The organism is Geomonas edaphica, assembly GCF_004917075.1.
Classification (GTDB): Bacteria; Desulfobacterota; Desulfuromonadia; order Geobacterales; family Geobacteraceae; genus Geomonas; species Geomonas edaphica.
In genome coordinates this window covers 506563-532114 of record NZ_SSYB01000005.1, presented here as the reverse complement: position 1 = coordinate 532114, position 25552 = coordinate 506563, and the positions used below count along the sequence as shown (strand labels likewise).

Annotated in this window: 23 protein-coding genes, 1 tRNA gene and 1 pseudogene; 13 read left to right on the top strand and 12 right to left on the bottom strand. The window is 55.4% G+C overall.

Going from position 1 to position 25552, the window contains the following annotated elements; translation table 11 throughout:
• Positions 1-26: 26 nt before the first annotated feature.
• Complete coding sequence (locus E8K79_RS18130; protein WP_136515936.1) at positions 27-1421, bottom strand: restriction endonuclease FokI C-terminal domain-containing protein; 1395 nt, start codon at positions 1419-1421, stop codon at positions 27-29.
• Between the two features lie 520 nt (positions 1422-1941).
• Between E8K79_RS18130 and E8K79_RS18125 the strand changes: the two genes are divergently transcribed.
• From E8K79_RS18125 to E8K79_RS18105, 5 genes and pseudogenes are all read left to right on the top strand, one after another.
• Positions 1942-3783 (top strand): ATP-binding protein, encoded by a 1842-nt coding sequence (locus E8K79_RS18125; RefSeq protein ID WP_136515935.1) that lies wholly within the window; start codon positions 1942-1944, stop codon positions 3781-3783.
• A 205-nt stretch (positions 3784-3988) separates the two neighbouring features.
• The gene (gene bet / locus E8K79_RS18120) at positions 3989-4984 is read left to right on the top strand and encodes a phage recombination protein Bet (protein ID WP_136515934.1); all 996 of its coding nucleotides are present in this window, start codon (positions 3989-3991) and stop codon (positions 4982-4984) included.
• A gap of 26 nt (positions 4985-5010) precedes the next feature.
• On the top strand, positions 5011-5979 hold the full coding sequence (locus E8K79_RS18115; protein WP_136515933.1) for a PD-(D/E)XK nuclease family protein: 969 nt from the start codon (positions 5011-5013) through the stop codon (positions 5977-5979).
• Between the two features lie 214 nt (positions 5980-6193).
• Positions 6194-6574: pseudogene (locus E8K79_RS18110) on the top strand (JAB domain-containing protein); the annotation flags it as partial.
• Entirely contained in the window at positions 6571-6849 is a 279-nt protein-coding gene (locus tag E8K79_RS18105) for a hypothetical protein (protein WP_136515931.1), read from the top strand. The pseudogene E8K79_RS18110 and the gene E8K79_RS18105, both read left to right, overlap by 4 nt.
• Before the next feature lie 202 nt (positions 6850-7051).
• Here the strand turns inward: E8K79_RS18105 and E8K79_RS18100 are convergent, their stop codons facing one another.
• The gene (locus E8K79_RS18100; RefSeq protein WP_136515930.1) at positions 7052-7966 is read right to left on the bottom strand and encodes a LysR family transcriptional regulator; all 915 of its coding nucleotides are present in this window, start codon (positions 7964-7966) and stop codon (positions 7052-7054) included.
• A 120-nt stretch (positions 7967-8086) separates the two neighbouring features.
• Here E8K79_RS18100 and dndA point away from each other — a divergent pair, with 120 nt between their 5' ends.
• Genes dndA through E8K79_RS18085 form a run of 3 tightly spaced genes read left to right on the top strand, consistent with a single transcriptional unit; the run spans position 8087 to position 9776 of the window.
• Positions 8087-9220 (top strand): cysteine desulfurase DndA, encoded by a 1134-nt coding sequence (dndA, locus tag E8K79_RS18095; protein WP_136515929.1) that lies wholly within the window; start codon positions 8087-8089, stop codon positions 9218-9220.
• Positions 9221-9234: 14 nt separating this feature from the next.
• The gene (locus E8K79_RS18090; protein WP_136515928.1) at positions 9235-9486 is read left to right on the top strand and encodes a GSU3529 family protein; all 252 of its coding nucleotides are present in this window, start codon (positions 9235-9237) and stop codon (positions 9484-9486) included.
• A 2-nt stretch (positions 9487-9488) separates the two neighbouring features.
• Positions 9489-9776 carry a GSU3529 family protein gene (locus E8K79_RS18085; protein ID WP_136515927.1) on the top strand — a complete coding sequence of 96 codons (288 nt, stop codon included), beginning with the start codon at positions 9489-9491 and terminating at the stop codon, positions 9774-9776.
• Between the two features lie 327 nt (positions 9777-10103).
• Here E8K79_RS18085 and E8K79_RS18080 read toward each other — a convergent pair.
• The 9 genes from E8K79_RS18080 to miaB all read right to left on the bottom strand — a co-directional run bounded on the left by E8K79_RS18080 (position 10104) and on the right by miaB (position 18328).
• Positions 10104-10178, bottom strand: a tRNA-Gly gene (locus E8K79_RS18080).
• A 200-nt stretch (positions 10179-10378) separates the two neighbouring features.
• A complete protein-coding gene (flgM, locus tag E8K79_RS18075) occupies positions 10379-10672 on the bottom strand; it encodes a flagellar biosynthesis anti-sigma factor FlgM (protein ID WP_136515926.1) in 294 nt (97 codons plus the stop codon).
• An 85-nt stretch (positions 10673-10757) separates the two neighbouring features.
• The gene (locus tag E8K79_RS18070) at positions 10758-11417 is read right to left on the bottom strand and encodes an HAD family hydrolase (protein ID WP_136515925.1); all 660 of its coding nucleotides are present in this window, start codon (positions 11415-11417) and stop codon (positions 10758-10760) included.
• Between the two features lie 50 nt (positions 11418-11467).
• The gene (locus E8K79_RS18065; RefSeq protein ID WP_407925484.1) at positions 11468-11620 is read right to left on the bottom strand and encodes an HAD hydrolase-like protein; all 153 of its coding nucleotides are present in this window, start codon (positions 11618-11620) and stop codon (positions 11468-11470) included.
• Between the two features lie 105 nt (positions 11621-11725).
• A complete protein-coding gene (gene guaA, locus E8K79_RS18060; protein ID WP_135868250.1) occupies positions 11726-13276 on the bottom strand; it encodes a glutamine-hydrolyzing GMP synthase in 1551 nt (516 codons plus the stop codon).
• 144 nt (positions 13277-13420) lie between these two features.
• Complete coding sequence (gene guaB, locus E8K79_RS18055) at positions 13421-14890, bottom strand: IMP dehydrogenase (protein WP_136515924.1); 1470 nt, start codon at positions 14888-14890, stop codon at positions 13421-13423.
• 270 nt (positions 14891-15160) lie between these two features.
• Positions 15161-16231: a M42 family metallopeptidase gene (locus E8K79_RS18050; protein ID WP_136515923.1), complete on the bottom strand. Its 1071-nt coding sequence runs from the start codon at positions 16229-16231 to the stop codon at positions 15161-15163.
• A 248-nt stretch (positions 16232-16479) separates the two neighbouring features.
• Complete coding sequence (locus tag E8K79_RS18045; protein WP_136515922.1) at positions 16480-17010, bottom strand: bifunctional nuclease domain-containing protein; 531 nt, start codon at positions 17008-17010, stop codon at positions 16480-16482.
• Complete coding sequence (gene miaB / locus E8K79_RS18040; RefSeq protein WP_136515921.1) at positions 17003-18328, bottom strand: tRNA (N6-isopentenyl adenosine(37)-C2)-methylthiotransferase MiaB; 1326 nt, start codon at positions 18326-18328, stop codon at positions 17003-17005. Before miaB ends, E8K79_RS18045 begins: the two co-directional genes overlap by 8 nt.
• A gap of 454 nt (positions 18329-18782) precedes the next feature.
• Here miaB and E8K79_RS18035 point away from each other — a divergent pair, with 454 nt between their 5' ends.
• The 4 genes from E8K79_RS18035 (at position 18783) to E8K79_RS18020 (ending at position 24145) form a co-directional block, all read left to right on the top strand.
• A complete protein-coding gene (locus E8K79_RS18035; RefSeq protein WP_136515920.1) occupies positions 18783-20504 on the top strand; it encodes a DUF3373 domain-containing protein in 1722 nt (573 codons plus the stop codon).
• Positions 20505-20580: 76 nt separating this feature from the next.
• On the top strand, positions 20581-20910 hold the full coding sequence (locus tag E8K79_RS18030) for a hypothetical protein (RefSeq protein WP_136515919.1): 330 nt from the start codon (positions 20581-20583) through the stop codon (positions 20908-20910).
• A 142-nt stretch (positions 20911-21052) separates the two neighbouring features.
• On the top strand, positions 21053-22510 hold the full coding sequence (locus E8K79_RS18025; protein ID WP_136515918.1) for a tetrathionate reductase family octaheme c-type cytochrome: 1458 nt from the start codon (positions 21053-21055) through the stop codon (positions 22508-22510).
• A 243-nt stretch (positions 22511-22753) separates the two neighbouring features.
• Positions 22754-24145, top strand: coding sequence for a cytochrome C (locus E8K79_RS18020; RefSeq protein ID WP_136515917.1), 1392 nt, complete (start codon positions 22754-22756; stop codon positions 24143-24145).
• 103 nt (positions 24146-24248) lie between these two features.
• On the opposite strand, the gene E8K79_RS18015 is transcribed toward E8K79_RS18020, so the two are convergent.
• Positions 24249-24878, bottom strand: a complete 630-nt coding sequence (locus E8K79_RS18015; RefSeq protein ID WP_136515916.1) for a class I SAM-dependent DNA methyltransferase — start codon at positions 24876-24878, stop codon at positions 24249-24251.
• Positions 24879-25216: 338 nt separating this feature from the next.
• Here E8K79_RS18015 and rpsT point away from each other — a divergent pair, with 338 nt between their 5' ends.
• Positions 25217-25480: a 30S ribosomal protein S20 gene (gene rpsT, locus E8K79_RS18010; RefSeq protein ID WP_135868260.1), complete on the top strand. Its 264-nt coding sequence runs from the start codon at positions 25217-25219 to the stop codon at positions 25478-25480.
• Positions 25481-25552: the final 72 nt, after the last annotated feature.

Below are 25552 nucleotides of genomic sequence, written 5' to 3'. Positions count from 1 at the left end.
TTAAGCAACCATAATTTTTTCATCATCTACAGCATGTCTTGGACATTTCTCGATGTCAAAATACCGCTACAACTAAAAAGCCTCTGCAACGCATCTGGACCGATTGTAATTTGTAAAGGGTCTCTGAGTTTTGCCTCAACCATTGCTACTAGCGCTTCAATCTCAAGAAAAATTACTTCATTCACATCGGTATCCATTTTTATTGATCGAACAAGATCATCGTAATCATCAGCAAAACAGCTTGAAATTACAAAGTAATAAATATTCCTATAGGTCCTTTTCCTCTTCATTTCTCTGCTTTGGGTCGTAATGTAATCTTTAATAGTCCGATCATCAGTCCCAATTTTGTAGCCATCAGCTCTAATCTTTCCATCCCAAATGATGGCATAATTATAATCATCCGCGTATGCAAGGCCGTCGGGGACTCGACCGCTTCCCTGTCCGAGTAGCTTCGTTTCATACCCCAAGATAGAAAAAGCAGCATTTATATATTTCTCAAAAGCCCTATCTAAAGATATGCCCGACCGACCGGCCGCCTCTATCATTGCTGGCTCGTTACGTGACATTGCGGGGAGAACTGAAATAATGGGAGGAAGGTAACTATCAGGTAACGTTTCAAGATTGGGTGGGGGAGAGGGTCGTGCATCATCCTGTGCAGCGGGAACAGGAATAGCGGGTTTGGCAATAACTGCTTTATTCAGATTACCTTTGTACCATAACACATGCTCAACCCGGTACAAGTCGAACAAGGAGCCTGATTTATCTGAAAAAAGTTCAGCTAGTTCCTCATGCAGTTTTTTGAATGCAACATAGTCTGAAGCAATATCGTCAGTCGGCTGCCAAAGATTCAAATCGGTTAAAGCCTGGACACTTGTGGTGTAGTACGTAGGCCATAATTGACGATTTTGAACCTGCCAGAAATAGGAAAGAAAAAATGGAATGCTACCGATCTTAGGTGCCCCATATTTTGTATTACCAGCACTGACCCATGCCTCGCCTAAGCGTTTCACATAGCTAGCAAATGTTTTAATCCGACTTGATGCAAGCGTATCATTGTCTGGAGCAGCGAGCGCACTGATCATTTCCTGTTTACATTCTTCTAGATCATCTGCAGCTACGTTTACAACCATATTGAAAAACATTTGCCCTTTTATGCCCTTGAAACCCCACAGCTCATTTTTTTTGTTAATGCTGTCTACTTTAGACTTAAAATCCTGAACCGAGATTTGTCCATCGAGGAAGCTTGAGAGAAGAGGATGCAGCAGAGTCTGAATTACCTCTACACGCTTTGCATCTAATTCAGCATCGTCTTCCACTGGTGTTTTACCACCGGCGTAACCACCGATACCTGCAGGGGCATGTAAGTATTCTTCCATAACTTCGACAGCTCTTTGACGCTGCTTCTCATCAAGAATAGACATTTCCCCTCCCAAAAAAGAAAAGCCACATGTCAGCAGTAACTAGACAATGCGGCTTAAGTATGAGCAAGACCTTTGAAGGGCACCGAACCCATCTCTTTACCCTCCATAACTACATGAAATTACGCAATGTTAATACACTGTTTCCCCTCCAAAGTCAACCGTTTACCCATGGCGACAAATTCTAATTAATATGCAACTTCCAATCATCATTCTGATTATCAAGAAAGTTATCAGAATTTGTAAAGCTCAAACCAACTCTATGTTTTTGACTTTATTGATTTTTTTTGCTACAGTACACACAAGATGATCAATTGGGCACTCCCCCCCCCAGCCTCCTAACGCCCCAGAAAGTTGTCAGATTCCTCACCCCGAGACCGCACCGGTCGTATATTCCTCACAACCATTCCGATCAGCAATTTTTGTGCAACGCTGAAATGCACTGTGCCCATCTGCGTTCATTTTCAGATTTCATCTAGTCGTAACGAAACCAGCATCACCAATCATCTTAAGGGAGGAGCCTATGGAGCTTGTCCAGTACCTCATTTGTGTCGCATCTCGACATGAGCAGGCGAAAGAAAACCATGAGGAGGAAATGAAGGAGCTATGGGTAAGGCAGAAGAAGAAGAGCCGGCAAAAATTCGTGCCGACGTACGATGATGAATCAGCACTGCTCAAGGGAGTCATCGGTTCTGTACGCGGAAAGCCCTCCTGCCTCAAAAAGCTTTCCGATCCGGCAATAGGAGCACTTGCCTATATTGTGAGTGCGAAGGTAGGTGATGACACTTTCACATTAGGGGAAGAGATCGTCACCAAGTTGGTCTACGATCCGGAAAGCACGGTTGTTTACTTGAAAGGGATTGCGGAATTGAAAGAAAGAGGGTGGCTAAGGGTCATCGTTAGGCCGGGTGTAGCATTCACCGACCAGCCACCGTTCTGCTATCTCCAAGCAAGTTTGGAATTGGGCGAAACCTTCCACCGGGCTATGGGAGTAAGTCCCGACTATAGCCGTTCCTTCGCCTCCAATGATTGTTACCTTGATGCAGTGTTCTCCTATTTATTTGCCATAATTCACGACGAGAGCGACCTGTACCGGGTGACTGATCCCGATGTTGATCTGGTGAACCTTCAACCGGAAGGATGGTACCGAAGGATCGTTCAGCGAGTAGAGATTTCAACTTGCCCCCTTCCAGCTGCTACAGCTCAGCAAAAGTATTACCTGAGTGTACTTCAACTTTTGGCCCTGTGTGGACTATTAGCAAGGCGGGATGGCAATCTGAAATTCGACTTCAGTGATCCTTCAGATGTAACTGGATTGTTTGCCCGTGGCCGGATTTGCCGGAAGCAAGTGAGGGAACATCTTTTCGGCGAGAAAAGCCCTTTGTTGGAAAAGAAACTTGTGGAAGGCACGCGTGGTGAATTTGGCGAGTCCATCAGGTTGACTCAGTTAGGCATCAAGGCTCTTCTCGGCAAACAATCTGATTTGTGCTCCTCACAGGAACTGAAAAGTCGGGTCAGGAAGAATACTCTCTTCGATCTTGAGGAGCCTAATATCAGAAAGGACTCAGTCATGCTTCCGCCCAAGGTCATGGAAGCCATCCAATCCATTATATTCAGTGAGTCTCAGCAAGGGCAGGAAATCCGAAGGAGTTGGCACTCATCACTTCCGACAGCATGGGGCTCACCGACAGGCAGTACGGTTTTGCTCTTTGGTCCCCCTGGTACAGGAAAAACGTTAACGGCACAGATGATCGCGTCTGAACTTCGTCTGCCACTTCTCAAGATCGACGCATCACGGGTATTGAGCTGTTGGGTGGGTGAGTCAGAGCAGAATGTCCGGCGCGTCTTTGACGATTATGCCACCCTTCAGAGGGAACTGGGTAAATCGCCAGTACTGCTTTTCAATGAGGCTGATCAGCTTTTAGGTACTCGTGACGCTGGAACCAGTTCAGTCGATAGGATGAATAACAATCTCCAGAATCTGTTCCTCGAAGGACTGGAAAAATTCACAGGAATAATAGTCGGCACAACAAACCGAAGGGACCTGCTCGATGCAGCATTTTCGCGGCGTTTCATCTTTAAATTGGAGCTGCCCGCCCCAGACAGAAATCTACGTATGGAGCTATGGAGAAGCCATCTCCCCCTGGAGCGGTTGGCGGGAGATGTCGATATTGGACGACTTGCAGACCTGGCACTTTCCGGTGGAGAAATTCGGCTTGTAGTTGACAGGGCAGTGCGATTACTTGCCTACCGTGGTATCACAATCATCGACAGCAATACACTCATAGAGATCGCCAAAGAGGAAATCGCGAGCCGAATGAAGCGCAACGGCTCCACCGGCAGGATAGGATTCGGAGCAGTATAGCCCCGCAGTAGTTCTTCGCAGTTCAGCACTTTTCCGGCAGTACCAATCATCCATCACAAATCGAGCATTGCCATTCCGGTTCATCCCGAAGAGCGCATTCGTCTGTTCAGACGCATTGACGAAGGAGGTGACTCTCAACCAACCGATTAGTCGCGTTTTAGCAGCAGGTAACGTAACCAGAAATCATCAACAAAAGGAGTTCACAATGAGTAACGCAGTCGCAAAACTGGATTTCGACAGGGAGCAAATGGCGGTCATCGAATCGCAGTTCTTTCCCCAGGGAGCAACCAAGGCGGAGCAGGCGTACTGCTTCTCTGTAGCCAGAGAGCTTTGCCTGAATCCTATAACCAGAGAGATTTTCTTCGTGAAGCGTCGTCAGAAAATCGGCGACCAGTGGATCAACAAAGTCGAACCGATGGTAGGACGTGACGGGTTCCTTTCCATTGCCCATAGAACCAACCAGCTTGCCGGTATCGAGACTACCGTCTGCATCCATGATGTACCGCAACTGCAAAATGGCAAATGGGTCACAACGCAGCAACTCGTTGCCGAATGCACTGTCTGGCGCAAAGACAGTAACAAGCCTTTTACCGCACAGGTCTCCTACAACGAGTACTGCCAGAAGACCGACAAAGGGCAACCAACCAGGTTTTGGGCAGAAAAGCCGGAGACCATGCTGAAGAAAGTTGCGGAAAGCCAGGCGCTGCGCAAGGCGTTCAACATTCATGGTGTCTACTCGCCGGAAGAGTTGGGAGCAGGCTTCGAGCTTACTAACGGCGACATCGTCACCCCCGCCATTGAAGCGGAATACTCACGGACCGACCCTGAGAAATCCCATCTCTCCTCGGTCAAAAAAGTGGATGGAGAGAAACCAAAAGAATCAGCGAAAGAAACAAAGCTGAGACCAGTACCGCAACCGCAACAACGCGCCACACCACCCGCAACCTCGAAGCGTCCTCAGGTAGCGGCAACTGCCGATCAACCAGCACCAAAGCATGAAGAGGTTATTGATCCAGTCGCGCTGGAGGTTATCGCCCTGTTGGACGCAAAGCGCATCTCCTACGACATCAGCTTCAACGGTACTGACGGGGTCATCACCGCCAACTCGTATAACGAGAAAGCAGTTCTGAAATCTTCCGGCTTCCGCTGGTCGCCGGATCAGAAGCGATGGATTTTCCCATTCAAGAACGAACCTTTTTAAGTTAGGCGTCAGGAAAGGAGTCAACAATGAATCTCTCTTCGTTTTTCGAGACTGCAGTACCAGCATTGAGCCGCAACAAAAGCGCCGAGTTGGGGGACCGTACTCAGTACATCGGTTCCAGTGATGTTGCTAGTTGCGCCAGGAAGTTTTACCTGCAGAGGAAACAGCCAGCAACGCCGAATCTGAGTACCCTGCTGAAATTCAGCCGTGGTCACGTTGCGGAAACTTTGATCGAAAACATCTTTGTTGCGGGAGGCGTGAAACCTCTCTTCGATACCCAGGTAGAGTTGCAGCATCCCGAGTATCCGCTCAAGGCGCACATTGATTTTCTGTTCTACGCTGATTTTGACGGTACACCGGAACTGCATGTGGTCGAGGTAAAATCAGTCAACGGCATTCCCGATGAGCCGTATCCGCAATGGATCGACCAGCTTGCGTACCAGTTGGGTCTGTTGCGGATTCACCACCCGGAAGGAAAGTTGGGCGGTTCCATTCTCGCCATTGATCTGAATGCCGGTCAGGTGCACCAGTTCAATGGATTCGAGTACAACGACGCTCTGTTCAACTATCTCTACTGCCGGGCTCTGTATCTTCTTGATTGCTTGGAAGGAAGGGAAGAAGCGCAACCGTCAGTCTCGCAAACCTGTGCCTTTTGCGCGTACCGTTATGACTGCCCCGCCATGACTCTTCCGAAAGTGGAACTGCCACCGGAAATAGAAATGCTTGCTTGCAAGTATGCGAAGCTGAACAGTACAAAGAACCGCGCAGATAAGGAGATGAAGAGTATCCGTCAAGAGTTGCTGGATTTTACCGGTCCCAACTTCAAGGGGAGATCGACCAAAGTTGACCTGGTGGTATCGTCGGTTGCGCCAACGATGGCAGTTGATCCAGAGATGCTGAAGACGCAGTACCCTGATGTTTATCCGGGAGTGCTGAAAGGACGGGCCGGGTATACGAAACTGGAATGCAGACCGGTCAAAGGAGCAACAGTCTGAATACCCATCGCCTGTTGCGGTTGTTCCCGTATCCGCAACACGCATTACAACATAACGCCCTTGCACCAATCAAGGTTCAAGGGCGTTTTCTTTTGGAGGCGTCATGAACACGAAATCTTTCTTTGACGAAACCAGCAACACCAAAACGTTGCGGATGCGAGTCATGAGACCGGTCTTCAGCAGGGAGGTTATCAGGGAGGATATGCCAGTCTACATCGCGACTAACCGGTTCAACTCACCCTCTCAGGTCTTCGAGATGTTCCGCAACCTGATTTGCGAGACTAAGGAGCATTTTCTTTGCCTCCACCTGGATGGCAAAAACAGGATCGTCTGCCTGGATCGGGTATCCGTAGGCAGTCTCAACCAGAGTATAGTCCATGTCAGGGAAGTCATGAAAGCTGCTCTTCTCAGTTCCGCAGCGGCTATGCTCCTGGTCCACAATCATCCGAGTGGAGACCCCAGTCCCAGCACTGAAGACCTGAATATTACCAGACGGCTCAAAGAGGCTGGCGACTTGATCGGTATTCCGGTCCTTGACCACATCATTATTGGCGATGATCAGTTCGTCTCGTTTGTCGAAAGGGGGCTGCTATGAAATTCAGTCCTGGAAGGTTGCTCATGACGAGAGGCGTAAATGATCTGGTTGCGGATAACACTGAATTTGCGAAGCACGTTCATCTGTCGCTGAAACGGCACTTGGCTGGAGACTGGGGGGATGTCTGCGACGATGACAGAGTTGCCAACGAGTTTGCGCTGCAGAATGGTGAGCGTCTATTTTCGGTTTACATCAAGGAGGGATTACCCAAGATATGGATCATCACAGAATGGGACCGCTCAACGACGACTGTGTTGTTGCCGGATGAGTATTGAACTTAACTGGCAAAACTCGGATGAAACCGAAGCTTCGGTTTTGGGTTCATCCGAGCTTTTTATATCAAGAGCCATGTATGAATCGACAGTTGCGTATATATATCAGCGTCATCATCGGTGGCAACTAGAATGCCTGGAGCTTGCCCGAGTCTTCGGCGACAAGTTGTTCCTGTTTATGCTTTTATGAGAATTGGGATTGTGATTAGGGCAATGGAAATGTTCCCGCAGCCTGCGTAAGCATGTAATACTCGTCCAGTTCCTGGATGAGAAAATCAACAAAGGCGCGGTTTGCCCGAGAAAGATATGAATTTCTCTTCCACGCTATGTATAGATTTAAAAAAACCGGCGGATCGCAGGATATGGCTGCTACTTCCGCATCACGTGCAACCACCATCTTGAGAAAAAATGCCAGCCCCAACTTCTCCTTGACCAGGCTCCGGATCAGCGAGAACATATTAGACTCTGCCGCCACCGATGGAGTAATGCCTTCCCTGGCACATAGTTCATCAATCAATTCGCGCAGGTGGTACCCTTCCTTGTAGTGAATCAACGTTTCCCTGAGCAGTTCATGCAGTGCAACCTTTTTACGTCCGGCAAAAGGATGTCCAGGGTACACACACGCAACAATCTCCTCCCGTAACAAGTGATGAGAGTCCAGGCCCTCTGGCACTTCTCCAGCAATAACTCCGACATCCAACTCACCGGACTCGATTTTGCGCTGGATGCTCCAGGCGCTGTCACCGGAGATGGAAATCTTGAGGCCCGGATGTCTCAATTTGAATGATGAGATTATCCTCGGGAAGAAAAAGCTGCTTAACATTGGGGTGAGACCAACACGCACGTCTCCCTTGAGCAGTCCTCGAAGATCGTCAATCTCATGCTTCGCGTTGGTAACCCCTTGTAGTATGCCTTGAGCATGGAGCAAGAGGGCTTCACCTTCGGCTGTTAAAGAAATTTTTCTGTCCCTGCGGTTGAACAGAAGAACATCCAACTCTTCCTCCAGCTTTTTTATGGCTATGCTGAGAGCAGGTTGGGCTATGTGCAGTTGCTCAGCAGCCTTAGTAAAACTTTCGCATGCCGCCACACCCACAAAGAATTTCAATTGTCGCAAATCCATGGCTTTGCACCTCACCACCACATTATTCGATAAATATATTGAAACAATAAAAACAATATATTTTTCATATATACATGTGTTGCGTATACTTGGCAATAATTTCAGGTGAGGGGGGAATGGATGGCTATTTATCTGGACTGCAATGCGACAACGCCGGTGGAACCGTCTGTAGCATCGGCTGTGGTGCGTTTTCTGGAAAAGGATTTTGGCAATGCTGCCAGCCCCATTCATGACTATGGCGTGTTTGCGCTTACAGCTGTGGAACATGCCAGAGGCCAGGTAGCCGAGGTGGTTAAAGCGAACCGTGACGAAGTAATTTTTACCAGCGGCGCCACGGAGAGCAACAATCTAGCAATACTGGGGCTTGCCGATGCGGGAATGCGTAATGGACGCTGCCATATAATTAGCACTGCCATCGAACACAAGTCGGTGCTTGAACCGTTTGAAGAGATGGCACGGTTGGGGTTCGAGGTACAAATTCTGCCGGTACAGTCAGACGGCCGCATTGACCCTCAGCGATTGTCGGATGCGATTCGTCCAGACACACTTCTTGTTTCGACCATGCAGGTAAACAATGAGACTGGAGTACTCCAACCACTGACGGAGGTTGCAGATATTTTAGCGGACCGTGAAATCTGGTGGCATGTTGATGCCGCCCAGGGATTCGGCAAGGAGTTGGAGCAACTCCGGCACCCGCGCATCAATTTTATCTCGATAAGCGGCCACAAAATATATGGACCGAAAGGTATTGGCGCCCTCGTTGTACGTAAGCAGAACCGCCAGTTTCCACCGATTCATCCGTTGATGTTCGGAGGTGGACAGGAGCAGGGACTGCGTCCCGGTACTCTGCCGGTTTCCCTCATTGCAGGTTTTGGGGAGGCGGCAAAGCTTGCAGTACGAAACAACGGCGACCGAATGAAAAAATGTCAAACATTCCGCGAAAAGGCACTGGCAACGTTGTCGGCACTTGGTGCGGAACAGAACGGCGCTGAAAAATATACGCTACCCCATGTGCTCAACATTTCAATTCCAGGGATTAATTCAGAAGTGGCAATCAAAGCTCTCAAGAACGTAATAGCAGTATCCAGCACCTCCGCATGCACCTCACACACCCATACTCCAAGTCATGTGCTGACGGCAATGGGGCTATCGTTTGAAAAGGTTGAGCAATCAATTCGATTATCGTGGTGTCACATGACCCCTGAAGTGGACTGGTCTGAAGTGGAAAATATTCTCCGTGCGCTGCGCGGATAGGAAGGTGGTGCTAAATGAACGACATATTCAGTGAGTTGGAAGAGGTTACCGTTGAGCAGTATGACCACCATGATTTGCCAAAATGGCTTGCCGATCCTGTGCTCATGGTGGCGAGAAACCCTGAAGCGTATCAGGGGAAGGAGTATCTGATTGAAATCCTCGTAGCCCAGGTCCGGGAGTACGACGTCTACGCCGAAGCGGGCTGCTGTAAATGGGCGTACGACCATGAGGACATCAAGCGGACACTGCGCTGGCTGGAGGAATAGCGATGACTCTGTTCGAAAAACTACAAGCAGTTACGGAAATGGCCCAACGTGAACAAGAACTACCTGATTTTCTGGCGGAGCGTATCTTTTGGATCATCCAAAACCAGGACAGATTCAGCACTAGGACAGCAGAGATAGACGATCTGGCGGAAAAAGTAGCGAACTACGACACATACGGCCAAACAGGTTATCTCGGCATGGGGGTGAACAATGTCATTCTGGAGAAGACCTTGAATCGTCTCGACGAATATGCTGCAACCACCACTGTTATTCCTGTTGCCTCCGTATAGCCTATCGTTTGTTTTGAACTTCGGGGAACATGCGGCCCTCAATCCGATCATTTTTCAATAGTCGCGGTGATCAGTAACCAGAAGGCGGGAGGCACTATCGGACTACAACAAGGTGGGGTTGCCGAAGATATAGATCATCACGGAATGGGATCGGTCGGCCACGACTGTGTTGTTTCCAGATGAGTATTAATTGGAGACACGCGACCGGGGCAAGGTTCGTTCATTCAATTTCATGCGATTTCAGAATTTATTACAACATCTACTACAACACGAGCCACCCACATAATCAAAAAGGGCTAGGCAAATCGCCTAACCCTTTGTTTTCTTTGGAGCGGGAAACGGGATTCGAACCCGCGACCTTCAGCTTGGGAAGCTGACACTCTACCACTGAGTTATTCCCGCCTAAGTGAGAAGAACCTTTTACCTTATCCGTAACTCGTTGTCAACGATTTTCCCGAAGCGACGATGTTCTTACGGCTGGTCAGCTATTCTTCCGAACGCCCAAGGGACGGGTACGTTTGGGGGCCGAAGCCCTCACCCTCCCCTCTCCCAAAGGGAGAGGGTGCATAGCACCGGCAGCGGATGACGCGGGGAATGGGACTTTACTTCATGACGAGCTTTGAAAGCATCTTCTGGGCGAGATCCTGGCTGGATACCTCGTAGGTGCCGCTCTTGATCTGTGAACGCAACTCTTCTACCTTTTCCACCCGGATGTCTTCCCTCCTCTGCTTCGAGGTGGGAACCACGGGCATGTAGCTCGACAGCTCGACCTTGTCGGACGCCGCCTGCTGCCTGGCCGCGGTCTCGGCGTGTGCGTCGCCCGTCTCGGGCTTCTCGTTACGCACGACGGCAAGATGGGTTGCGGCCGGGTTGGTATTGAGCTCTTCAAGTTTCATCTGATTACGCCCCCAGTAGGTTGGTTGAAGATCTACTTCCGTTTCGACACACGGACGAATAACTTTAGCTAATTTTCAACAGACATCATTTTTTCTTGTCGATGAAGGGAAGCTGCAACAGCGAGGGGAAGTCCCCGACCCGGTAGCTCGCGCCCTCCAGTTCACTCATCTCGCCGTAGCCGTAGCTGCACCCGACGGTCCATACACCTGCTCCGCCTCCTGCGGCTATGTCGTTGATGCTGTCCCCCACCATGACGCACTCGGCGGCGGGGACCCCGAACCCCTTCAGGACGGCCAGAACGGGCTCGGGAGAGGGTTTCCGGTACGGAAAGGAATCGGCGCCGAAGATGTCGGTGAAGTGCCGCTCAAGGCCCAGTTTCCCGAGCACCTCGCGGCAAAGGGCCACGTTCTTGTTGGAGAGGACCACCATCGGGATGCCAAGACCGGAGAGATCGGAGAGCGTCTCGGGAACACCGGGATACGGCCGGGTCTTGTCGGCTATGTGCGCCAGGTTGAACTCGATGAAGACTTCGGTGGCGCGGTCCAGCTCCTCCGGGCCCACCCCGGGCAGGGCCCGCTCCACGAGGTTGCGCACCCCGCGGCCGACAAGCTTGCGCACGTCGCTGATGCCGATCCGCGGCAGACCGTATCTCTCGCGGATCAGGTTGGTGGCATCGGTCAGGTCGGGCAGCGAGTCGATGAGCGTGCCGTCCAGGTCGAAGATTAGCAGCCGGATTGGACCCATTTTTCACTCTCCAGATACGAAAGAACCGCGGTGACCGGCCTTGCCGGCGGTCACCGCGGTGTATNAAGCTTGCGCACGTCGCTGATGCCGATCCGCGGCAGACCGTATCTCTCGCGGATCAGGTTGGTGGCATCGGTCAGGTCGGGCAGCGAGTCGATGAGCGTGCCGTCCAGGTCGAAGATTAGCAGCCGGATTGGACCCATTTTTCACTCTCCAGATACGAAAGAACCGCGGTGACCGGCCTTGCCGGCGGTCACCGCGGTGTATTTGTGCAAAAAGCGGACCTCAAGGGATGAGGCCGGCCCGGTTTATTCCCACTCGATGGTTGCGGGGGGCTTCTGGCTGATGTCGTAAACCACGCGGTTGACACCCTTCACTTCGTTTATGATACGGGAGGATATGCTCCCCAAAAGCTCATACGGGAGCTTGACCCAGTCGGCGGTCATGCCGTCCAGGGAGTTCACCGCGCGGAGGGCAACGGTGTACTCGTAGGTGCGGGCGTCCCCCATTACGCCGACGGTTTTCACCGGCAGCAGCACGGCAAATGACTGCCAGATGTCGCGATATAACCCAGCTTTGCGGATTTCTTCGATGACGATGGCGTCGGCTTCGCGCAGGATGTCGAGCTTCTCGCCGGAGAGTTCGCCAATGCAGCGGATGGCGAGGCCCGGTCCCGGGAAGGGCTGACGGTACACCACCTCGTCGGGCATGCCGAGTTCCTTGCCGAGAAGCCGCACCTCGTCCTTGAAGAGTTCGCGCACCGGCTCGAGGAGCTTCAGGTTCATCTTCTCGGGAAGCCCACCCACGTTGTGGTGGCTCTTGATGACGGCGGAGGGCCCTTTCGTGGAGACGGATTCGATGACGTCGGGGTAGAGGGTTCCCTGGGCCAGGTAGTCCACCTGCCCGAGCTTTTTGGCCTCTTCCTCGAAGAGGTAGATGAACTCGTTGCCGATGATCTTCCTTTTCTTCTCGGGGTCGGAAACGCCGGAGAGCACGCCCAAGAAGCGGTCGGCGGCATCAACGTAGTCGAGGTTGATCTTGAAGTGCTTGGTGAAGAGGTTCACCACCTTCTCGGCCTCCCCTTTCCTCAAGAGGCCGTTGTTGACGAAGACGCACTGGAGTTGGTCGCCGATCGCCTTGTGGATGAGGACCGCGACGACGGAGGAGTCGACCCCGCCGGAGAGGGCGCAGAGCACCTTGCCGGTGCCGACCTTCCTGCGGATGTCCTCGATCTCGGTCTCGATGAAGTTCGCCATGGTCCAGGTCGGCTGGGAACCGCAGACGTTGAACAGGAAGTTGCCGATCATCTCGTCGCCGCGCGGGGTGTGCACCACCTCGGGGTGGAACTGCACGCCGTAGAAGCGGCGCTTGTCGTCCTTCATGGCGGCAACCGGGCAGGTCTGGGTGTGGGCCATCTTGACGAAGCCGGCAGGGATCTCCTCGATGCGGTCGCCGTGGGACATCCAGACCTCGGCGCCGCCGTCGAAACCGGCGAAGATTTCGCTCGCGCCGTCAAGGGAGAGGGTGGCGCGGCCGAACTCGCGCTTGTCGCAGCGCTCGACGCGCCCGCCAAGCTGCTGGGTCATGAGCTGCATGCCGTAGCAAATCCCGAGGATCGGGATGCCCAGGTCATAGATGCCGAGGTCGGAGTGCGGGGCATCCTTGTCGTAGACGCTGGAGGGGCCGCCGGAGAGGATGATCCCCTTCGGTGCGAACGCCTTTATCTTCTCGAGCGCCATGTTGTAGGGGTGAATCTCGCAGTAGACGCTCTGCTCCCTCACGCGGCGCGCGATGAGCTGGGTCACCTGGGAGCCGAAGTCGAGGATCAGCACCTTCTCTGAGTGGATATCTACGGTCATTTTGAGGTTCCTTATCTATTGAAAGTCAAAGGCTGTAACGCAAAGACGCAAAGTCGCAAAGCCGCGGGGTAAAAGAGAGGCCAGAAGAAAAGGATTTCTTTAGCGTCTCCGCGCCTCCGCGGCTTTGCGTTAACGGGTTAAAGGTTATTTCTCAACGCGGTAGTTCGGGGCCTCTTTGGTGATCATGACGTCATGGACGTGGGATTCCTTGAGACCTGCGCCGGTGATCCTGACGAAGCGGCCGTTTTCCTGAAGGTCGACGATGCTGCGGCTGCCGGTGTAGCCCATGCCGGCCCTAAGGCCGCCCATCAACTGGTGCACGTTGGCGGAGAGCGGTCCCCTGAGCGGCACCATCCCCTCGATCCCTTCCGGGACGAGCTTCACGTCGGAATCGACGTCGCTCTGGAAGTAGCGGTCCTTGCTCCCCTCTTTCATGGCGCCGATGGAGCCCATGCCGCGGTAGCTCTTGTAGGCGCGCCCCTGGTACAGGATGGTGTCGCCCGGGGACTCCTCGGTACCGGCGAAGAGGGAACCGATCATGACGACGTCGGCGCCGGCGGCGATAGCCTTGGTGAGATCGCCCGAGTACTTGATGCCGCCGTCGGCGATGAGCGGGATGTTGTATTTCTTGGCGACGCGGGAGCACTCGGCGATGGCGGTGATCTGCGGTACGCCGATACCGGCGACGACGCGGGTGGTGCAGATGGAGCCCGGCCCGATGCCGACCTTGATGGCGTCGACGCCGACCTTGATGAGCGCCTCGGCGGCAGCCGCGGTGGCGATGTTGCCGGCGATGAGCTCAAGGCCCGGGTAGGTCTTCTTGATGCGCGCTATGGCGTCGATGACCCCCTGGGAGTGGCCGTGGGCGGTGTCGATGACGACGACGTCGACACCGGCCTTCATGAGCGCCTCGATGCGCTGGTCCACGTCCGGGGTGGGGCCAACGGCGGCGCCGACCCGAAGGCGACCGAGGGAGTCCTTGCAGGCGTTCGGGTACTTCTTGATCTTCTCGATGTCCTTGATGGTGATGAGCCCCTTAAGGTTCTTCTCCTCGTCGACGACGAGAAGCTTCTCGACTCTCGTGTGCTTCAGGTGCTCTTTCGCCTGCTCCAGGGTGGTCCCGACCGGCACGGTGACCAGGTTGCGTTTGGTCATCCTGGCGGAGATCGGGAGATCGAGGTCAGTCTCGAAACGGAGGTCCCTGTTGGTCAGAATGCCGACCAGCTTCCCGTTGGCCTTCGTGATCGGCACCCCGGAGATGCGGTACTTGGCCATCATCTCGAGCGCTTCCCGGATGCGCTGGTTCGGGCGCATGGTGATCGGGTCGACGATCATCCCGGACTCACTCTTTTTCACCTTGTCCACCTCCATCGCCTGCTCGGCGACGGTGAGGTTCTTGTGGATGAAACCGATGCCCCCTTCCCGGGCCATGCAGATCGCGGCCCTGGACTCGGTGACGGTGTCCATGGCGGCGCTCACCAGCGGGATGTTCAGCTGGATGTTGTTGGTCAGACGGGTGGAAAGGTCGGTATCGCGGGGGAGGATAAGCGAGTGGGCTGGGAGAAGCAGGACGTCGTCAAACGTGAGACCTTCGGGAAGGCTGCTTTCTAACATTAGGGGGCTCCTTTTGTTGTTTGGGCGCAGGTTTTAACCGGAAAACCTATTACAAGGGGGAAGGCAAGTCAACTAAAATTAGGCTAATGACAAAGGGAAAAGCATAGGATTTCCCAACCTTAGCGTCTACACTACCACTGCTAATGGGTATGGGGAAATCCCGGTGCGGCGCATCCGCTCCGCGCGGCGGCGTGGCTGCACTGCAGGAGCGCCGCCGTCTGCCGCGCTACGAAAAACCCCCTCGCGTTTTTGCCGCGAGGGGGTTTTTTCTCACATCGGGATGAAGGCGTCCCGTTTACCCATCTTCGAGAGGGAGGCGACGATCAGGTCGACCGCGTGGTCCAGGTCAGAGAGGGACATGGTCTCGACCGGGGTGTGCATGTAACGCAGCGGAAGCTTGACGAGGGCGGTCGCGACGCCGCCGCGCGAGATCTGCATCGGGTTCGCGTCGGTGCCGGTGGCTCGGGCGATGCCGGTGTACTGCACGGCGATGCCGTTATCCTGCGCGGTGTCGGAGAGGAGATCGAAGAGCACCGGATTTATGTTCGCGCCGCGCGGCAGGATCGGCCCCTTGCCGAGCCCAACCTCGCCGTTGTGCTTTTTGTCCACGTCGGGCTGGTCGGTGGCGAAGTCCACCTCGACGCAGATGCCCACGTCGGGGTTCACCGAGTAGGAGCTCGTGGTGCCCCCCCTGAGACCGACCTCTTCCTGAACCGAGGAGACGCCGTAGAGATCGACCGGGAGCCCGTCCGGCAGTTCGGAGACGCGGCGCAGCACCTCTGCGACCACGAAGCTTCCCGCCTTGTCGTCGAGGCCGCGCGAGCTTACGCGGTCCCCGAAGAGACGCTCGAGGTTGCTCGCAAAGGTGATCGGGTCGCCGACCCGGACCCACTCGAGGGCCTCCTTCTTGCTCGCGGCGCCGATATCGATGTACTGGGCGTCCAGCTTGATCACCTGGTCGCGCTCCTTGGGCTCGATCAGGTGGATGGGACGCTTCCCGATGACGCCGTTTATCGCGCCGCGGGAGGTGTGCACGTGCACGCGCATCCCCGGTGTGATGTGCGGGTCGACGCCGCCGACTGCCGAGAAGTAGATGAAACCGTTGTCGTCCAGGTAGCGCACCTGCAGGCCGATCTCGTCGGAGTGCCCCACCACCATGACGCGCGGACGGTCCTTCCCCTCGCCCTGGATCATGCCGAACACGTTGCCCATGACGTCGGTGGCAACCTGGCAGAAAGGTTCTATGTAGGAGCGGAAAACGCGCTGGGCCGGTTGCTCATACCCCGAGGGGCTGGGCGCGGCCAGAAGCTGCTGCAGAAATTGAAATGATGCGTCGCGCATGTCTTTCCTCCGGATTGACGCTGTAGTTAATTAAGAAAGGGCAGGGCCCACCCTCACCCTACCCTTTATGACTTCTTTTTTCAATACGGTGCGGGACGCCACCGGCCGCTTGATGTCCCTCTTCGTTAGGACGGCGCCCTCACACCAGCACCGTTGCATCTTTCTCAGCGCTAGGCGACGCCCCTCACCCCGACCCTCTCCCGGGGGGAGAGGGGGCATGGACGCCGCGACGGCAAAGGACGGTAGGGCTACATGGGGTATTTGCCCATGGCAGAGGGGTCCATGTGGTCCAGAAAGTCGACGAAGCGGCGGGCGTTGTTTTCGCGGACAAACCCCTCTTCGTTCATGTCAAGCTTCGACGCCTGGCCCAGCACCTCATCGCTCACCCATACAGGGAGGCGGTATTTCAGTGAAAAGAGCATCGCCTCGGCCACGTGCACCTCGAGTCGGATCTCTTCGGCCGCACCGTCCACTACCCGCACCGAGGCGGTGAAGATGCCGTCGCGCAGGCTCTCGACGTAGATGCCGACTACCGTCATGCCGAGATGCTCGATGAGTGCAGTGAAGACGTCACGGCGGGCGTTGCGGGCGCTCATCTCCCGCCCCACGAACTGCGCGGCGAAAGAAACCGACTCGGAGGCGTTGATCCAGACCGGCACGGCCAACTTCTCATCGGGATCTTTCAGGATGATGACCGGCATCTGTGCGATGGCGTCCATGGCGAAGCCAAATACCTTCATCTCGACGTACATCGGTCCCTTCTCCCCCTTCTCAGGCATGCACGATCTCCCCTTTGAGCAGGGTCTGCAGCCCTTCGGTGATGCGCACATCGACGATACGCCCGGCCAGGGCCAGGTCTCCATGCAGGACCGTCCCCCTGTTGCCGCCGGTTCTGCCGAAGAGGGAGTCGCCGCTGCTGCTCGCCCCCTCCACCAACACCCGCTGCACGCTACCCACCAGGCTCTGGTTCCGCTCCAAAGTGATCCGCTTTTGCGCAGCCTGCAGGAGTTCCAGGCGTCCCTGTTTCTCCTTCCTGGTCACCTCGTCGGGAAAATCTGCGGCCTTCGTGCCCGGACGGGGGGAATAGATAAAGGAGAAGAGGTCGGCGTAGCGCACCTCCTCGATGAGCTCCATGGTCTTTCGGAAGGCCGCTTCGTCCTCGCCGGGAAAGCCTACGATCATGTCGCCGGTGATCTGGATCCCGGGGCAGGCCTCTTCGAGCGCGCGCACCTTGGCGAGGTAGTCGGCGCTGGTGTAGCCGCGGTTCATCCTCTTCAGCACCTCATCGCTGCCGGACTGGGCCGGGAGATGGATGTGCGGGGCGAGTTTCGGAATCTGCGCGAAGCAGTCGATGAGCCTTGCCGAGATATCTTTGGGATGCGAGGTGGTGAAGCGAAGCCTTTCGATGCCGTCCACCTCGGCCACCCGGAAGAGGAGCTCGGCGAAGTCAGGCGCCGCATCCTCCTTGAAACCGTAAGAGTTTACGTTCTGCCCGAGCAGGGTCACCTCGGTGACGCCTGCCGCGGCAAGTGCCGTCACCTCCTCGACCACCTTGTCGGCGCTCCTGCTGATTTCGCGCCCGCGCACATGCGGCACGATGCAGTAGGCGCAGAAGTTGTCGCACCCCTGCATGACGGTCACGAAACGGGTGACGCCACCCTCGGTCTCGGCGTGGGGAAAGAGGTCGAAGCGCTTTTCGTCGTCGAGAAAGTCGGTGGCGACGCTTTTTTTCCCCGCCTCGGCCCCGGCGACCATCTTCTGCAGCAGGTGCAGGTTGTGCGTGCCGAAGACCAAGTCGACGAAGGGAGCCTTTTTCATGAGCTCCTCCCCTTCCTGCTGGGCGACACATCCGCCGACGCCGATGATGAGTTCAGGCCGCTTCTTCTTCATCGACTTGAACTTGCCGAGATGTCCGTACATGCGCTGCTCGGCGGTAGCCCGGATGCTGCAGGTGTTAAGAAGAACCAGGTCGGCCTCCCCGGGTTCCTGCGTCTGCCCGTAGCCCATCCCCTTCATCAGGGTCACGATCTTTTCGGAATCGCTCACGTTCATCTGGCAACCGAACGTTTCCAGGTAAAGCTTTTTTGCCTTAATCACGCCCACATCCTGTCAGTTAAATTGGTGAATAGTACGAGAATTCGCGGCTTGCCGTCAACCCCTATTAGCGCCCCCCACCACGTCCACCGCCCCGTCAGTGAATACATTATTAATGTATATAAACCATGAACCTAGCGATATATTCGAGAAAAAATATATTGACATATCACGCGAGCTGGATTTATAAGACTCATTAGGAGTCCCGGCAATCGCCCCGCTCCAAAATCCCACTTACGCACAACCCTTCTAATCCAGATTCTATTAATGACTGGATGACTCTGGAACCATTATAAATCTCCAAAATTACACATTTCCCCTAAATCTACCGGTCAATGCGCCGATTAGGGCAGTAGCGTCCAGCGTTTAATGAGTTACCTCGGCACGGCAACGTGCATCTGCAATACTCTCTGAATAAAGTTGGTTCAACACCAGCGAACAGAAAAAGGAGAAGTACATGAAAAAACTGGAAAAGCTGTTGGTAGGCGCAGCCCTCTGCGCACTGGCTGTTCCGGCGGCCGCGCAGGCGGACGACCAGGAAATGCAGAAGAAGATCGACGACCTCACCAAGAAAGTTCAGAAACTCGAAGAGCAGCAGAAGGGTTCTGACCACAAGAAGATCGAAGATCTGACCCGCAAGGTTGACAAGATCGAGGAAAAATCCCTCGGCAAGTGGCTCACCATCGGCGGCGACTACCGCTTCAGGGTCGACAATCTGAACGGCCGTACCGTTGGGTACACCGACGCGAACGCTACCTTCACCAACGCTGCCAATGCGATGCAGAACGGGTTTTTCGCTGACCCGACACCTGCTAATGGCCAAGCCTTGGCGGGACTTATGGCTTTCTCCAACGCCATGTCCGGGGTAAGGACTTACGCGCAGACCGGCACCTTCTTCAACCAGTACGGCCAATTGCTTCAGAACATGGGGCCGTTCATGCAGCAGGCTTACGTACCTGCCTACAAGCCGAACAACGACACCATTTACACCAACCGTCTCGGCATCAACATGCACGCCAAAGCGACCAAGGACGTGACCGTCAACGTACGCTTGCTCGCTTACAAGGTGTTCGGCGCCCAGGACGACAACGCCGTGACCAACTACGGCGGCACCCCGTTCTTCGCCGACCGCGTCGGGACCTTCGACGGCACGCTGGGACACGTCCCCTCCTCGAGCCTGCTGAACGTCGACCGTGCCTACGCCACCTGGAGCAATATCGCCGACCAGCCGATCTGGTTCTCCGTCGGTCGCCGTCCCTCCACCGAGGGGGCTCCGAGCAACCTGCGCCTGAACAACGAGCGCCCGGGCAACGGCGGCACCCCGGCCCTTCTCGTCGACTACGCCTTTGACGGCATGACCATCGGCTGGGCACCGGACATCGAAGGCCTCCCCGGCGCTTACGCTAAGATCTGTTACGGCCGCGGTTTCGAAGGCGGTTTTGAGACCACCAAGAACAACCTGAGAGACACCGACATGCTCGGTCTCGCCATCATCCCGGTCGACACTGATCCGCTGCGCGTCTGGCTGCAGTACAACCGCGGCTTTAACATCTTTGACTTCCCGGCGATGAAGAACACCGCGTTCGGCAACACCTACCCGTCCACCGACCTCGGCGCCATCGACTGGTACGGCGCGGGCGCGATGAGCACCCTCAAAAACATCGGCCCGGGCAACCTGAACTTCTTTGCCGACGCAGGCCTCAGCGTAACCCACCCGAACGACAACGTCTCCGCTCAGGCAGGTTTCCAGGGCCTCATGACCGGCGGCTTCTTCGATCCGGAAAAACCGAGCAGCAAGACTGGCTGGGCCGCATACGCCGGTGCCCGCTACGACTACACCCCGACGAAGACCAAGGTCGGTGTCGAGTACAACCACGGCTCCAAAAACTGGATCACCTTCGCTCCTGCAGCTGACGACATGTGGACCACCAAGCTCGGGACCCGCGGTAACGTCTACGAAGGCTACCTGATTCAGGAGCTCAACTCCAAGCCGGTTTCCTCCTACCTCTCCAAAGCCTTCTTCAGGGTCGGCTTCCAGTGGTACGACTTCGACTACACCGGCAGCAACAACTGGGTAGGCGCTCCGGTGAAGATTTCCGAAGTGAACAACAGGATGATGATGCTGACCCCGGTAAAATACGCTCGTGACATCTACGCTACCTTCGAGGTCAAGTTCTAGGACGTAGCAGCACCAGATGAAGCACCATGCACAGGGGCGGCGACTGAGTCGCCGCCCCCATAAAAGGAGAACGAAGATGAAAAAAGCAGTTTCGGTAATGGTCCTGGTAGCAGTTGCAGCGCTCAGCATCCTCTGCTTCGGCAACGTGGCAAGCGCAGGTGAGGAAATCAAGATGGTAGGCGTGATCACCAAGATCGAGATCGCCGGCGCCGACGCAAAAACCGCCACCGCCACCTTGAAGGACAACAAAACCGAGCAGCCCGTGGTCATCACCGTGAACGACGACCTTACCCTGGACAAGTTCAAGGACCACAGGATCGTCGAAGGGGACGAGATCCGCTGCAAGTACGAGGTTATCGACGGCAAGAACGTCTCCAAACTGTTCAGGAAAACAGCCGGCTGTTAGTCCGACCGGGTTCCTCGTAGACGGCGCTGTAGTTTTCGAATTGCAGCGCTTCTTTTTGGCCAAATGTATATCAAATTTAATATATATAAGGCCTTAGATAGTGTTTCAGGCGGCGCCTAGCCGCTTCATCACGGGAGGTTATATGAAAGGTATTCTGGGAGTTCTGGCGGGGATCGCGATGCTTGCGGCAGCCGCCCAAGGGATGGCGGCGGTCGACCATTCCGAGTTCGTTAAGGGGCCGTTCAAAAGCGGCACCGAAGTAACCAAGGTCTGCCTTGAGTGCCACGAACAGCAGGCAGCTGACTTCATGAAAACTACCCACTGGACCTGGGCCGGAACCCCGAACATGGTCAAGGGGATGGAGAAGAGCACCAAGAAGTACGGCAAGTCCAACATGATCAACTCCTTCTGCACCTCGATCCAGGGGGGCAAGGAAGGGGTGGTACACGAGTCCTGCGGCAAGTGCCACGCAGGTTACGGCTGGACCCGTACCAACTTCGACTTCACCGACAAGACCAAGGTCGACTGCCTTATCTGCCACGCGCAGAAAGGTAACTACACCAGGGCCACCGTCGGCTGCGACATCGACAGCAAGAGCATCGACAAGAAGAGCATGGACCTGAACGTTGCCGCACAGAGCGTAGGCCTCCCGGGCCGTAAGAACTGCGGCTCCTGCCACTTCTACGGCGGCGGCGGCGACGCGGTGAAAAACGCGGGGCTCGACTCCACCCTCGAAAAACCGAAGAAGTCCCAGGATGTCCACATGGGCACCAAGGAAAGCGGCGGCCAGGACATGGCGTGCCAGGCATGCCACGTCACCAAGCAGCACAAGATCGGCGGCGCCTCGAGCATGATGGCGCACTACGACGCCCGCGTGAACTGTGAGCAGTGTCACTCCGGCGCAAAGGCCCCGCACAAAAAGGCCAAAAATGGCGCGATCATCAACAAACACCTCGCAACCGTCGCCTGCCAGACCTGCCATATCCCGTTCTTCGCAAAAGGCCAGGCAACCAAAATGGCATGGCACTGGTCCGATGTGGGCAAGAACATCACCGCGGAAGAGCAGTTCGACAAGGAGACCTTCGCCAAGCACAAGGGAACCTTCATCTGGGGCATGAACGTGAAGCCGGTCTACGCCTGGAGCAACGGCATGGTTGAGCGCTACATGGTGGGTGACAAGGTCAAGGATCCGAAGAAGCCGGTGATGATGATGCGCCCGGTTGGCGACATCAAGGACCAGAAGGCCAAGATCTACCCTTACAAGCTCTACAAGGGCGACCAGCCGATGGACGCAAAGTACAAGAACCTGATCATCTTCCAGCAGTACAAGTCCCTGTGGGTCGACTACAACTGGGATAAGGCGTGCCGTCTGGGCGCCGAAGGTTCCGGCCTCCCCTACAGCGGAAAATACCAGTTCGTGAACACCGAGGCGTACATCGCGGCACAGCACGAGGTGTCCCCCAAGGAAGAGGCGCTGCAGTGCGGTGAGTGCCACATGGGCGGCAACCGCCTCGACTGGAAGGCGCTCGGATACAAGGCCGACCCGATGCAGACCGGCGGCAGGTTCGCCAAGGCTGCAAAGAAGGTAGCGAAGAAGTAGTTAAAAAGAGCAGATACGATGTAACAGGGGGCGGAGCAATCCGCCCCTTTTTCCGTTGGGACCGCGTTTCGTTCCGGTGCCACCTCTCGCACTGACTGACAGAAGGGGGATCGACCTTTGTCACGAAGCAGGCGGGAAATAGTGTCAGCGAAAGACTCGACATACCTCGGAAGAATACTAAACTATTAGCGCCATCTGCCGATAACATCACTGATTGCGATCAAACACACGAGGAGGGCCTTTATGAGTAAGAAAAGCGTGACGGCGGTCGTGCTTTGTCTTGCCTTGGCAGCGACGGCTGCCCTGGCAGCAAGCGAACATCCCGGGAAAGAATCCATCGAGAAGAACGGCTACAAGGGGCCCGAGACCTGCGAGGAGTGCCACCCCGGCACCGCCAAGGCCTTTCTGGACACGGTGCACTGGAAGCATGCATCCAAGGTGACCAACGTGGACAACCTCAACCCGAAGCTTGAGTACGGGATGAAAAACCGCATCTACGTCATGTGCAACGGAAACGACATCGTCAACAACCTGAAAGAGATCCCGAAGAGCCCGATCACCGGTAAGAGCAAGTTCTCCGGGTGCAACACCTGTCATCCCGGCAACCACCTCTCCGACGTCGGCAGCACCGGCCCCGCCGCGGCGGCCGCCGTCGACTGCCTCGTGTGCCACTCCACGGACTACGACTTCCGGCAGAGAAAGCCGTTCAAGAACGAAAAGGGGGAAGTGGTCATGGGGCAGGATCGCAGCGTCAAGGCGGCCCTGGCGATCGGCAAGCCCACCGTCAAGAACTGCATGGTCTGTCATGAGGCGGCAGGGGGCGGGGTCATCGTGAAGCGCGGCTTCACCTTCACCAAGGACACCGATGCCCACGCCGCTAAAGGTATGGTCTGCGTGGACTGCCACAAGGCGAAGAACCACAAGATGCCAAGCGGTCACGATCCCAACAACTGGGCAAACGACGGGGTGTTCGTCTCCTGCGCCGACACCTCCTGCCATGGTGTGAAACCGCACAAGGATGCCGACCTTAACCGCCACAGTGCGAAGATCGCCTGCCAGACCTGCCATATTCCGCGCACCGGCGGAGCCTTCGCCAAGGACTTCACCGTGTGGGAACAGACCGCGGATAAGTTCTACGAGCCGACCACGCTGAAAAAAGAGGCGAACGAAACGACGCCGGTGTACGCCTGGTACAACGGTACGGTGAAGAACACGCCGCATTTCATCGGGCCCAAGGGGAGCAGGAAGGACGGTAAGAGCAAAATCACCCCGTTCAAGATTTTCCAGGGTAGGGCCTACTACAACAAGCAGACCGGCCAGCTTCTTTCCATGGACTTCGCGCAGCCGATGTCGAGTGGCGACACCCGCGCCGGAGTCCTCTCAGCTGCGAAGACCCTTGGCCTCAAGAACCCGGAGAAGATAGCCAAGGAGGCGGTGCCGGGCTGGCAGACCGTCTACTTCGGCAGCAACCACCTGGTCACCAAGACGAAGGCGCTTTACTGTGCGAACTGCCACGCTCCCAACGGCGTGCTCAACTTCAAGGATCTCGGCTACAGCGACAAGGAGATCGTAAAGCTGACAAGTCCCGAGCTCTACATGGAGAAGGTTGCCAAGAAACAGAAGGAAGAGTGGTAGGCATTCTCTCTGCAGTAACGAATGGAAAAGGCCCTCCTGAAAAGGAGGGCCTTTTTTAGTTCCTGGTTATGAGTGCACAGCCTAGAGCGTGTAGACAAGCAGGCTATTTGCGTCCCAGGCAGAGCAGCACCGGATAGGGGACTACCGCTCCGTTTTCACGTTTTTTGTCTACCGTGGTGGCGGTCACCACCCGGACGTCGGTAAGGCCGCATCGAGAGAATGCCTCGGCGAGAAACTCCCTGGAGAAACCGTGGTGCAGCACTCCCTTCGGGTCGTCGTGAAAGGTACCGTCCTCGCTCTCGAGATCGGCCAGGGCGAGCCATCCGCCAGGGTTTAGGGATTGGGCGAGAGAGTTGATCAGGCTCGCTGCGTCCTGTACGTGGTGCAGTGTCATGCTGCTCACGATCAGATCGTAGCTTTGCTCCAGTTCCTGGTGTTCCAGATCCAGCAGCATGGTGGCAACGTTGGAGAGCCCCCGCTCTTTGATCTTCCGCTGCAGAACCTCCAGCATCCCCTTGGAGCTGTCGGCGCCGGTGATCCGGCCTACCGAGGGCTGCAGCCCCAGCGTGACCAGCCCGCTGCCGCAACCGTAGTCAAGGGCTTGCATGGAGGAAGTGAGGGGAAGTTCCCGGCGCATGGCCGCCACCACCTCTTGGGCGAGCTTCAGACGGCGGGGTTCCTCGTCCCATTTTTCAGCTACGGCATCGAAATCCCGCTTGTTGTCGTTTTGCATGGCTTTGCCTCCGGGGTCGTTAGTTCTTTGGCTGACGCAGCATAATATTCAAGAAGGTGAATGTCAAGTAGAGGTGGGCTCGCAGCGAACATGGTGGCGCCGCGGGCCGCGGGTTGCGGGAATCGGGAATGGGAAGGATGGGGGTGCAACAAAATGTTGCCATCGGTTCTTTTTGCTGGCGTTGCAGCTGAAACAATGGTAGTGTGCCCTGTTCGCGCTGAGGATCTTTTTTCCCACAGCGGGCGGTTTTGTGCTTGACACACTGCGCCCTCGGTGCTATAAAATTCCTCTTTCCAAAAATCAAAAAGCTACATTTTTTAAAATACTGGAGGTGCAGTTTGGCAAATCATAAATCGGCAATCAAGAGGATCAAGCAGACGGCTAAGAGGACCGAGCGCAACAAGCACGAGCGTTCTACTCTCCGTACTTTCATAAAGCGCGTCCGCGAAGCGGTTGCTACCAAGGATCAGGATGCGGCAAAGGCTGCTCTGGCTGCGGCTATCCCGGTCATCGACGGCGCTGCAACCAAGGGGATCATCCACTCCTCCAACGCTTCCAGGAACGTCTCCCGTCTCACCAAACTGGTCAACACCCTGGCCTAACCGGTAAGGGATCGATAAAAGCAAAAAGGGAATGCCCATTCGGGTATTCCCTTTTCTAGTTTGTACTACCGG